This is a genomic window from Endozoicomonas gorgoniicola (assembly GCF_025562715.2).
GTDB lineage: Bacteria > Pseudomonadota > Gammaproteobacteria > Pseudomonadales > Endozoicomonadaceae > Endozoicomonas_A > Endozoicomonas_A gorgoniicola.
Genome location: NZ_JAPFCC010000001.1, coordinates 5,660,911 through 5,672,893 on the forward strand (window position 1 = coordinate 5,660,911; position 11,983 = coordinate 5,672,893).

The 11,983-nt window shown below is 45.4% G+C and carries 8 protein-coding genes and 1 pseudogene; 5 read left to right on the top strand and 4 right to left on the bottom strand.

Annotated features, from left to right (window positions below; genetic code table 11):
- Window positions 1-19: 19 nt before the first annotated feature.
- Window positions 20-3,190 carry a type I restriction endonuclease subunit R gene (locus NX722_RS25500; RefSeq protein ID WP_262565658.1) on the top strand — a complete coding sequence of 1,057 codons (3,171 nt, stop codon included), beginning with the start codon at window positions 20-22 and terminating at the stop codon, window positions 3,188-3,190.
- Between the two features lie 37 nt (window positions 3,191-3,227).
- Here NX722_RS25500 and NX722_RS25505 read toward each other — a convergent pair whose 3' ends face one another.
- A complete protein-coding gene (locus NX722_RS25505) occupies window positions 3,228-4,112 on the bottom strand; it encodes a hypothetical protein (RefSeq protein ID WP_262565659.1) in 885 nt (294 codons plus the stop codon).
- Between the two features lie 128 nt (window positions 4,113-4,240).
- On the bottom strand, window positions 4,241-4,456 hold the full coding sequence (locus NX722_RS25510; protein WP_262565660.1) for a helix-turn-helix domain-containing protein: 216 nt from the start codon (window positions 4,454-4,456) through the stop codon (window positions 4,241-4,243).
- Window positions 4,457-4,584: 128 nt separating this feature from the next.
- Between NX722_RS25510 and NX722_RS25515 the strand changes: the two genes are divergently transcribed.
- Window positions 4,585-4,845: a helix-turn-helix domain-containing protein gene (locus NX722_RS25515; protein WP_262565661.1), complete on the top strand. Its 261-nt coding sequence runs from the start codon at window positions 4,585-4,587 to the stop codon at window positions 4,843-4,845.
- Between the two features lie 117 nt (window positions 4,846-4,962).
- Here NX722_RS25515 and NX722_RS25520 read toward each other — a convergent pair whose 3' ends face one another.
- Both NX722_RS25520 and NX722_RS25525 read right to left on the bottom strand, forming a co-directional pair.
- On the bottom strand, window positions 4,963-6,480 hold the full coding sequence (locus NX722_RS25520) for an IS1182 family transposase (RefSeq protein ID WP_262563985.1): 1,518 nt from the start codon (window positions 6,478-6,480) through the stop codon (window positions 4,963-4,965).
- 269 nt (window positions 6,481-6,749) lie between these two features.
- A pseudogene (locus tag NX722_RS25525) lies at window positions 6,750-8,096 on the bottom strand (IS1182 family transposase); the annotation flags it as partial.
- 185 nt (window positions 8,097-8,281) lie between these two features.
- On the opposite strand from NX722_RS25525, the gene NX722_RS25530 reads away from it, so the two are divergent.
- From NX722_RS25530 to NX722_RS25540, 3 genes are read left to right on the top strand one after another with little or no spacing between them, the layout of a single operon-like run.
- On the top strand, window positions 8,282-9,517 hold the full coding sequence (locus NX722_RS25530; protein ID WP_262565662.1) for a TniQ family protein: 1,236 nt from the start codon (window positions 8,282-8,284) through the stop codon (window positions 9,515-9,517).
- 58 nt (window positions 9,518-9,575) lie between these two features.
- A complete protein-coding gene (locus NX722_RS25535; protein WP_262565663.1) occupies window positions 9,576-10,217 on the top strand; it encodes a hypothetical protein in 642 nt (213 codons plus the stop codon).
- Between the two features lie 32 nt (window positions 10,218-10,249).
- Window positions 10,250-11,767, top strand: a complete 1,518-nt coding sequence (locus tag NX722_RS25540; protein ID WP_262565664.1) for an IS1182 family transposase — start codon at window positions 10,250-10,252, stop codon at window positions 11,765-11,767.
- The last annotated feature ends 216 nt before the right edge of the window (window positions 11,768-11,983 follow it).

Genomic DNA, 11,983 nt, shown 5'->3' on the forward strand with positions numbered 1-11,983 from the left:
TTAACTGGATTGTACAAGGATGAATTACACCGAAGACCTCCTGGTAGAACAACCTGCAATAAACCTTTTCGAGTCAATGGACTGGGAAACGGCTATCTGCTGGGAGGAGGTCTTTGGTGGTGAGGGAAGCTTTGGCCGTGAAAACCGGTCAGATGTCGTGCTTTTCAAGCGCCTTTCAGAAGTGTTGCAAAAGCTCAATCCTAATGTTGACCCATCTATTCTCCAGAACGCCATTGATGAAATAGCCCGTGACCGAAGCGTAATGAGTCCCATTGCGGCGAACGAAGAGGTTTACCTGCTAATAAAGCAGGGCTATAAACATGTTGATCATTCTGGCGATGGAGATGATGTTGTTATCCGTTATATTGACTGGAATGAGCCGGGCAACAATGACTTCCTGTTGTGCAGCCAGATGTTTATCAGTGGTGAGATAGAGACCCGTCGCCCGGATTTGCTTGGTTTTGTGAACGGGCTGCCACTGGTGTTCATCGAACTGAAAGCCAGCCATAAACAGTTGATCAATGCCTACAAAGACAACCTTAAGGATTACCGAAACACTGTTCCCCAGCTTTTCCATTACAACCAGTTGATCATTCTTTCAAACGGCATTCAGTCCCGTATAGGAACGGTATCCAGCCAATGGGAGCACTTTGCTGAGTGGAAAAAAATTGCCAGTGAGGATGAAGAGCGAAAGGTCAGCCTTGAAGTCGCGATTAGGGGAACCTGCGATAAAAAACGGCTACTGGACCTTGTGGAAAACTTCACGCTGTTCGTCAAAAGTAAGCAGACCATCAAAATTCTGTCGAAGTATCATCAATACTTGGGTGTGAACGAGAGTCTGTCTGGTCTGGAGAATATTGAACAGCGCAATGGTCAGCTTGGGGTGTTCTGGCACACTCAGGGTAGTGGCAAGAGTTTCTCCATGGTTTTTTTCACTCAGAAGGCCTTCCGTAAATACCCTGGAAATTGGACTTTTGTGGTGGTAACAGATCGAACCGATCTGGATGAGCAAATTTATAAAACATTCAACTCCACCGGAATGTTGAACGAAATTTGTCAGGCTAATTCTGGAGCTGAACTGAGGCAGTTATTGAGTGAGGACCATCGTTTTGTCTTTACTCTCATTCAGAAGTTCAAGGCTGACAAAGGCAGCGATTATCCAGTTTTATCTAAACGTAGTGACATCATCGTTATTACCGATGAAGCTCATCGCAGTCAATATGATACTTTGGCGATGAACATGCGCAAAGCCATGCCTAATGCCGGGTTTATGGCTTTTACAGGGACACCTCTTCTGGGTGAAGGAGAGCAGAAGACCCGTGAGGTATTTGGTGATTATGTCAGTATTTACAATTTTGCTGATGCTGTCGATGATGGGGCAACCCTGCCGCTGTATTATGAAAACCGTGTTCCTGAGGTTAGCCTGAATCGGGATGATCTGGGTGATGATATTCTGGAACTGCTTGATAATGCAGATCTGACTGATGAACAGCAGACAAAGCTTGAAACCGAGTTCGGTCGAGCCTACCACGTTATTACCCGCGATGACCGGCTGGATACTATTGCCAAAGATCTTGTGAATTACCACATCAACCGGGAACCGTTTTCCGGAGGGCTGTGGGGCAAGGCCATGATGGTATCCATCGATAAGGCCACTGCTATCAAAATGTACGACAAGGTTCAGTACCACTGGCAGCAGATTCTTGAAAGCCTGCGTACACGCCTAAAATATGCCTCTGGCAGTACAAAAAGCAAGCTTCAGGATCAAGTTGCTTACATGGAAAGCACCGATATGGCGGTAGTGGTTTCCGGTGGGCAAAATGATTATGAACGGTTGGAGAAGAAGGGACTTGATTACCGCTTCCACCGTGAACGAATGGTAAAAGAAGACTTGGATGATAAGTTTAAAGATCCTGATGACCCACTGCGTATTGTTTTTGTATGCGCTATGTGGCTAACGGGCTTCGACGCTCCCAGTGTCTCTACTCTTTATCTGGATAAGCCCCTTAAAAATCACACGCTGATGCAAACCATTGCCAGAGCTAACCGTGTTTTTCCGGGTAAGCCCTGTGGGCAGATTGTTGATTACATCAATATCTTCGGAGCCCTTCAGAAAGCTCTGGGGCTATACAGTGGTGGCGTCGCAGAAGATGTACCCATTTACGACGTACCTGACAATGTCAATACGCCAGCAGACGAAAAGCAGAAACTACTGAATGCTTTGACACAGGCTGTGGTGGAGCTGAAGTTGTTTCTTACCGAGCGCAAAATTGATTTGCAGGCGATTATAGATGCCCCACCGACTGACTTCAGCAAATTGCAGTTATTGGATGAGGCCAGTGACATTCTTCTGGAACCCGCAAATAAAGAGGCTTTTACCTCGTTTGTTCGTCAGATAAATCGTATTTTTAAGGCCATACTCCCAGATAGTAGTGCTGATACTTATGTTCAGGAACGTGTTGCTATCAATGTCATCTATAAACAAATGCGTGAAAAATCCGGACTCAGTGTTGATGATGATGACGTTCTGGACGTGGTGCGTCAACAGGTGAATGAGCTTCTGGATGAATCCATAGAAACCATCAAGATTGATTCAAACCTACCTGACCCCGTGAACATTGCTGGAATAGATTTTGATGCCCTGGCAGAAATGGTCAGCAAAGTAACAGCGCCAAGAGTTTCTGACGCAGAAAAGCTTAAAAACCTTATTGCCCGCAAGTTGGCACCAATGGTTGCCAGAAACAAAAGCAGACAAGACTTGCAGCAAAAATTTAAAGAACTTGTGGAAGAGTACAACCTCGGTGCCTATACCGCTGAAGAATTCTTTGGCCAGCTTCAGAATTTTATCAAAACCCTGAGTGAAGAAGAGACCCGCACTGTCAGAGAAGGACTGAGCGAGGAGGAAATGGCAATATTTGACCTGCTCAGTAAAGATGTTCAGCTATCGGAGAAAGAGCGCAGGGAAGTCAAAAAAATTGCTAGAGACCTGACGGATAAAATGCAGGGAGTACTGGTGCTTGACTGGCGTAAGAAGCAGCGCACCAAAGCCAGAGTGCGCAATTTTATTGAGGAAACACTTGATCAGCTACCCGAGGTGTATGATGACAACCTATGGCCCCAGGCTTGTGATGATGTGTTCTTGCACGTTTATGATAAGTATCCTGGGCAGGGGGTTAGTCTTTATCATTGATATCTCAAGAAGCCAAATGTAGTAGACAGGGGATATTTTATGGTTCCATAAATTCCAGAGTCCTTCCTGAGTTGAGAACGATGATATTGTAAGGCAAAGTACCGGATTTAAACTTGCTACTCATTGCTTTGCCTGGTCCAACATAAAGAACGAACCAATCAGGCATTTTAGTACTCAGCTCCTGATAAAATTCAAGTTCAGGCAATGGTTTTTCTAGCCCCCGCGCCACGACATCAATAGTATTGAATGACGTTTGCGACAGGGCAGAGGTGTACCAGGTTTTCTCACCGATACCCAATCCGATGAAATCCGGTTTGGGCTTGTTGTAAAAGTACTTACTTGCGTTCAGGTAGATGACCAGAACACAGTTGTTCGCACTTTCAACGCAACCATAATCCTCATTGACCAGTGACCATTGGAGTACCGGAACCCCATCATTTAGGATTTTTTTATCTATCTTCTTAAGTTTGAATCCCTGTCCGTTCAAAACTTCTGCAGAATGGCTCAGGAGCTTATCCTCAAGAAGCTTCCGGGCTTCGGCTTGGTTATGAGCCTGATTTTGAGGTACATAGGCAAAGAACCTGTTGGCGCTCCATTGATCTGAGTCGGACACTGCCCATACACCGTGAGCCGCATTGAATGCCGCTGATCCGGCACCACTCATGCCCAGCACACCGCCTTCAAAAGCACCGACTCCCACATTGGCAATGGCGATCAGGTCACCAAGACCGACACCGGGGCCGGAGTAAAGAGCTTTGGCTTCACTGGCAGGCCTGTCCTTAATGCCCATCATCAGGCCGCCTGCATTGGCCAGGTTGCGAGCTTCTGACCAGTTATCTTTATAGGAAGGAGCTTTCGCAGAACACCCTTGCAAAAAGATCACACAAGTAAGCAGGCCGCACACAAACACATTTTTTTTCATTTTTATACCTTGTGTTTTGATGGCTTTTTTCTCACCCCGAGTATTAGCCGTGATTTACGGTAAAGTTAACTGACTGTCAAACAAAGAGGCGTGAGAATAAAAGTTCTACCATATTTTCAACATTAAGCTTATAGCTCCCAGTCAAAAAAATCCCTGATATTAACTCCTAAAGCTTTCGCCAGCCTTTTCATGCTGACAAGAGTAAGGTTTTTCTCTCCCCTTTCAATATCACCGACATAGGTGCGATTCAGCCCAGCTCTATGTGCCAGCTCTTCCTGAGTAAAGCACTGCTCTTGCCTGATTTCTCGTAAACGGTTTCCAAACTCTCTCTGGACTGTAGTCAAACTCAGTATCCCTCTCTATGAGGAAGAAATACTGATTTGCACCACGCTTTTCGCTCTACCGTCTATAATAGTCATTTTGTAAGTAGATTAGAAAACTCCGTAGCAATGCTTCGGTAGGAGTGGCTGAAATGGCCAGGAAAACAACCACTAAAGCCTTTCGGGAACGTGCGATCTCTATGGTTCTTGCGGGTAAAACAACTGAGCAGGTTGCAGCAGAATTAGGTGTTGAGCATCACAAAGTACGACGGTGGTTTAATAATGCGGTAAGTAATTCTGCCTGTATGAACCCGGGTATCTTTGATATTCCTGCCAGCAATACAAGCTCGGACAAGACTTCAGGGGAGGCGAGGACAACAGTAGATAAGGAAAAACGCAGGCTAGGAGCCTGACCGAGAATAGCTTAGGCAGTCCTCCTAAAGGTTTCGCAAAATTCAAAATGAGCAAAAAACAACCACTTTTTGAGGTTGATTTGCTCATTTTTGCCAATTTACAGCTTTTCTTTACCTTTATGCCGCTTTTTCAACCTTTTTTAAATCCTCAAGACGGAGTGACCCCGTTAAAGCTTTCTTCACAATTTTTTTGAAATTATGCACTGTGCATACCAGTGAAAACTCTGCTTCCACTTTCTCTTTCCCGCGCAGACTGAAACTCCTGAATCCAGAGTTTTTTATCTGACCAAACGGCGGTTCCGCTATTACTTTGCGACGTTCGTATACCGCTTTCGCTTCGCTTGTTTCCATTTTTTTATTCATGGCTTGTCGTGCAGTTTCAAACTTGTCTGTGCGAATTACCTTGCCTGCACTTTTCTTGGAGCCACTGCATCTGGAGCGGTAAGCGCACTCTCGGCATACTTCCTTGTTTGCCCGGTAGCCTTTCCTCTTAGCTTTACTGGCTGGATTGGTAACCAATTTTTCCCCAGCCGGACAGATGAAGACGTCAGCTTCAATATTGTATGTAAAATCCGCTTTGACAAATTTTCGATCAGTATTTTCAAGGTCCGTAACAGCCGGTTTTTCTTCCTTGTCAGTAGCGATATAACCGTCTATTCCATGTTTATCCAAGGTGTGCAGATTTGGCCCTGAAAAATAGCCGTTGTCCATACTCCATTTATCCACAGCCGCGCCATCGGTAGATTCTGACAAAGCCTGAAGAGCAGGCTCTACTTCCTGTACGTCGTTGGCGCGTTGACTGATGTGTTGGCCGACAATGATCTGGTGATCCGCATCTACATTAATTTGAGCATTGTAGCTGTATTCGCAGTACCCCTTCTTGCTCATCATCCGGGCATCATGGTCTGCAAAGCTAATCTGTTTCTTGTCGTCTATTGGCTCGTCCGGATTGAGGGCTTTCTCACGCTCTTCCAGTGCTTTTTTAGCAGCCTTAATTTTCTTCAGCCGTTCTTCTTTAAACAGGAGGTCTTCAGGAATACTGTAGCCATTGGTTTCTTTGTAGGCGTCGTCTTCTTCCTGATCGCACTGGCTGGCTTTTTTGATCAGTTCATCAACCTCAGCGCTGAGTTCTGCCTCTTTGGCTTTAAGCCGGCCGTAGCTCATGGCCTTATGCTTTGAACTGTTGGCTTTGAATTTCGAACCATCCAGGCTGATATGCCCAAGCGATGCCAGTTTCAGCTCCATCGCCAGCTTGACGGACTGTTTGAAACAGTCATGAAAAAACGACAGGTTGTTTTTGCGGAAGTCCCCCAGGACCCGAAAGTTTGGGCAATTCATCTGAGAGATGTACATGAATGCCAAGTCCTGCCGACACCGTTTTTCTATTTCACGGGAGCTGAATACACCATGACTGTAGGCGTAGATCAGGATACCTACGATCAGCTTGGGTGGGTAGGCATGCTGTCCAAGGTGATGGTACTGCTTTTCAACTTCCGAGGTATCAATGTTCTGGAAGATGGTCTCATAGATGTAGCAGTCATGATCTTTGGGAAGAAGATCAAAGATGTTGGTTGGAAACAGCAGGTGCTGGTCGAACTCAACAGGGCTATCCTTGAATTTTGGTGGTGGCGACATCAGGCTTCATCAGGGCTGCGTTTTGAACGCTATTATATCAGATAAATCCTATTCTCGGTCAGGCTCCTAGGAGCCTGTCGGACTTGTAACAAGTCCAGAAAAGAAGGCGGCATCATAACCCTGCTGCCTGTTTAAGCTACTGTGCAAGCTGTTCTCACAACCGCCACTCTTACCCGTAAATAGTAAAACATCGCCCAAAAAGCTCTGTATGCAGCCAGAAGTTGAATCATAAATAACCAATTTTCAATGTCCGCCATCGCCATGGCAAACATTTTCTTCAGATTGAAGCCTGTGCAGAGCAGATCCCATTCAGCAGACACCTCTGCAAAGCCTCGAACCAGAAATTGGCGATACCCCATCACTTCTTTCTGTATTCCAAAGGTTGGTTCAATCGTACTTTTCCGCAAGGCATAAACAGCCCGACCTTCTTTTGTCTGCAGCCGCCAACGCATCAGGTCTAATGCTGTTACATCGTCGCCTTCCGGCATAGGATCATCAGGTTTAAAGCGCTCCATCAAAGGTTTATTGTGGGCATCACGCTTCTCTGCGATATACGCAGTTGCGCCATAGTTATCCACAGCTGACACATTACTCTCACTGAAGTAGCCTGTGTCTGCCAGGATCGCTTCGGGCTTGCCAAGTTCGTCTTCACGAGTTGCCAGTTCTTCAAGGGCTGGCTCTACCTGCTGTTTGTCGTTTGTTGCCTGAGTAATGTGTTTTTCTACGATCAGTCCGCTTTCAACATCAACTGCAGCCTGCGCATTATAAGCTTGTTCATAACTGCCGCCTGATGTTGGCATGATGCGGGAATCACGATCTGTCAGATTGACCTGGTCTTTGTCTCTTGGGTCTGCCTCTGGGGCTTTGGGTTCTCTACCCCTCGGCTTTTTTCCAGACTCCCTGATCGCTTCCCTGCGAGCCACTTTTTCCTCATATTCTTCCAGCTCGTATTGGTATCGCTCCTCAGCGCGACGCTCTATTTCTGCTTTTGCTTCGGCAATAACAGCAAGGCGATCTTCCCTACGCTTGAGCTCCTCTGGAATAGAAAGCTCTTCAGGCTGCTCTTCTGCATCGGCTTTCTCTGCCATTTTCAGGAGCTCATCCACCTCAGACTTGAGCTGTTTTTCCAGCTTGCAGGCATACTCGTAGCTGAGGGCTTTGTGTTTGCTGGCATTCGCTTTCATTTTGGTGCCATCCAGACTGATGGTTCCCATTTTTAACCACTGGGCTTCTTTAGCGATCATTAGAATCTGGGTAAACAGGTTGCTGATTTCCTTGCGAAACCGCTTCCGGAAAGCATTAATACTGTCATGATCTGGGTGTTCATTGGCACAGATATAGCGGAAAGCAATAGAGTCGTGAGTAGCCTTCTCCAGCTTTCGGCTGGAAAAGACACCTGTCGCATAGCCATAAAATAACAGCGAGAGCATGAGCGATGGATGCCAGGCTTTGGAACCTCTACCGCTGTAGGACTTGATGAACGGATCAAGATCGAGCTGCTCGACGACCTCTACAACAAAACGGGCGAGATGACGTTCCGGCAAATAATCATCGACACTGGCGGGAAACATGTCTGGAATACTGCGGTCAACGGGTCTGAAAGTCCATCTCTTCATTTGTCAGAGGTTGCTTGCTTGAAAAGTGATTATTGGCAATTATGCCAGATTTTTGCTCTAAGTCCGACAGGCTCCTAGAACAAGAAAATAAGCACTTGCGTGAACTGGTACACCTCAGCACTCAATGGATTTCAGCTTATATTGCAATGCAGGCTGAATACCGTGCCGGACATTGAGATATAACGATGTTACTGCGTCCTAAATCCTTGCGTTCAGAGGCACTGGAAAGCTACATGATTCGGTTGGCTGATTTGTACGGATATACATCTCAGCAGCTGATAGAGCGATTTCATATAATTCTGGACGAAGAAGATCAGAAGTTGTCTGGCGCATTACCTGGGAACCTTTGGCAGCTCAATATTTATCATGCCAACACTTCATCTTCCTTTCGTGTTGAGTGCCTGGAAGTACTGGCAGAAAAGATGGGTAGGGGTCGCTTGCCCATTATGGAGCTGGCTGTTTACCGATCCAGAACAAAGTATGGATTAAGGCATCATTCTCTTTTTTGGCAGGGACTGGATATCCCTCGTTTTTATGTTCGTAAGGAATGCATCCCTGTCTGCCCCCTATGTTTTCAGGAAGACGAGAAACCGTTTATGCCTTTTTACTGGCATTTACATCTCGTAAGAGCCTGTAGCAAGCATGGTTGTAAACTCATCGAGCAATGCCCGGACTGCATGGAGAGCCTCAACTATATTCATACAGGCAATTTGAAAGGCTGCTCATGTGGTAAAGAGTACAAAAGCATGCCTGCAGAAATCGCACCGGAGCCACTCATTCATCTTGCAGCCAAGGTTCAGGAAGAAAAAGTTACCGCTGAGAATTTCGATAATCTACTCTTCGAACTTGAAGATATACATCAGCTATTCGGAATGATTTTGTGGTTTTACTCTTATGTGGCAGAGCGTGGAAGCAAGAGAAGTTTTACAGATGAAACGTTGTTAGATTGCATTGCTTTTTTTGATAAATGGCCTCAAAATCTCCACACATTACTCAAAGAAAAAATAGAAACAGCCATTGTACTTGCTGACCGGCGTTTTTCAGAAACATCTTTCCAGTCTATTTTTAGAAATCTTCTGTTTGCAAGCAAGCGACTTCCAAGTAATGTTCTTAGCTCCAATCCAGTACTCAAAGAAGTTTTTACGTATTTAGATCAATGCATTCATGCAGATAATGAACTGTCTGAAATAGGCTATAGCCTGCTTAATGGATATGAAGTAGCAACACTTCTTGATACTGATGACGAACAGGTAGCCAGACTTCTGGATGAAGGGAAATTACCCGTTTCAAAAAGGCTGAAAGACAGCACTGCATTCAACCCCAAGATCCCACTATTCCCTTTAAAAAGCACATTTAATGTCTGGCTGGCCGGATTTCAGTCTCGTCTTTCTAATCGTCATATTTATATGTCCAGGTGGTGACATGGTTGTATTAGATGAGCTGATAAAAGAGACGGAAAGCAAGAGGCTGGATAAAACGTTGAAAAAGGCATTTTCTGCTCTTGCTGATCCAGTCATCATAGATGGAAAAGAAAACGAAACCCTGCTTTTCTTGATAAACCGTACAATAAAAGGCAACAAGAAGTTTCTGGATGAAAACTCCCTGAAGCTTCTCAGGGATGAGCCTTGGCGTAATGATGTCCTTAAAGTTACGGAATGGATACATACCCATAATCTCAAGTACCCATACAGTAAAGCAGACGGATGCATCTTCTATTATGAAAAAAACCTGCGTTTCCGGAAAAACAAAATACTTGGCTATGCAAAAGATTCAAAACAGATCAATAAGTGCCAGTTTTTGGTAACAGAGTTTTTCTGGAAGGGTAGTGTAACCAGCTTGGTTGAGCAGTTTGCCTTTTATGGTGAAGATGACTGTAGTCTTGTGGATCAGTTGATAGAGCTTGGACTCTCACAGGAGTGTATCCCAGCATTCCAGAAAAAATGTTCAGAAGCAATAAAAATCAGATTGCCTGATTCTGTACACCAACACTGTAAGCAGGTGCGTTTTTTTCAAGCGGATGGCAAATCTATTGCCGTCACCCCTGTTGTTAGTACCGGGATACAGCGAACTATTCATAAACTGACTAGGAGCCTGACCGAGAATAGGATTTATCTGATATAATAGCGTTCAAAACGCAGCCCTGATGAAGCCTGATGTCGCCACCACCAAAATTCAAGGATAGCCCTGTTGAGTTCGACCAGCACCTGCTGTTTCCAACCAACATCTTTGATCTTCTTCCCAAAGATCATGACTGCTACATCTATGAGACCATCTTCCAGAACATTGATACCTCGGAAGTTGAAAAGCAGTACCATCACCTTGGACAGCATGCCTACCCACCCAAGCTGATCGTAGGTATCCTGATCTACGCCTACAGTCATGGTGTATTCAGCTCCCGTGAAATAGAAAAACGGTGTCGGCAGGACTTGGCATTCATGTATATCTCTCAGATGAATTGCCCAAACTTTCGGGTCCTGGGGGACTTCCGCAAAAACAACCTGTCGTTTTTTCATGACTGTTTCAAACAGTCCGTCAAGCTGGCGATGGAGCTGAAACTGGCATCGCTTGGGCATATCAGCCTGGATGGTTCGAAATTCAAAGCCAACAGTTCAAAGCATAAGGCCATGAGCTACGGCCGGCTTAAAGCCAAAGAGGCAGAACTCAGCGCTGAGGTTGATGAACTGATCAAAAAAGCCAGCCAGTGCGATCAGGAAGAAGACGACGCCTACAAAGAAACCAATGGCTACAGTATTCCTGAAGACCTCCTGTTTAAAGAAGAACGGCTGAAGAAAATTAAGGCTGCTAAAAAAGCACTGGAAGAGCGTGAGAAAGCCCTCAATCCGGACGAGCCAATAGACGACAAGAAACAGATTAGCTTTGCAGACCATGATGCCCGGATGATGAGCAAGAAGGGGTACTGCGAATACAGCTACAATGCTCAAATTAATGTAGATGCGGATCACCAGATCATTGTCGGCCAACACATCAGTCAACGCGCCAACGACGTACAGGAAGTAGAGCCTGCTCTTCAGGCTTTGTCAGAATCTACCGATAGCGCGGCTGTGGATAAATGGAGTATGGACAACGGCTATTTTTCAGGGCCAAATCTGCACACCTTGGATAAACATGGAATAGACGGTTATATCGCTACTGACAAGGAAGAAAAACCGGCTGTTACGGACCTTGAAAATACTGATCGAAAATTTGTCAAAGCGGATTTTACATACAATATTGAAGCTGACGTCTTCATCTGTCCGGCTGGGGAAAAATTGGTTACCAATCCAGCCAGTAAAGCTAAGAGGAAAGGCTACCGGGCAAACAAGGAAGTATGCCGAGAGTGCGCTTACCGCTCCAGATGCAGTGGCTCCAAGAAAAGTGCAGGCAAGGTAATTCGCACAGACAAGTTTGAAACTGCACGACAAGCCATGAATAAAAAAATGGAAACAAGCGAAGCGAAAGCGGTATACGAACGTCGCAAAGTAATAGCGGAACCGCCGTTTGGTCAGATAAAAAACTCTGGATTCAGGAGTTTCAGTCTGCGCGGGAAAGAGAAAGTGGAAGCAGAGTTTTCACTGGTATGCACAGTGCATAATTTCAAAAAAATTGTGAAGAAAGCTTTAACGGGGTCACTCCGTCTTGAGGATTTAAAAAAGGTTGAAAAAGCGGCATAAAGGTAAAGAAAAGCTGTAAATTGGCAAAAATGAGCAAATCAACCTCAAAAAGTGGTTGTTTTTTGCTCATTTTGAATTTTGCGAAACCTTTAGGAGGACTGCCTAAGCTATTCTCGGTCAGGCTCCTAGAGACCCGGACATATTCGGAACAACTATTTTTCATGACCGTCCTTCCTCTCTGGGAACCTTTGTCAGCGCTTGCGGTGGGAGGGTCAG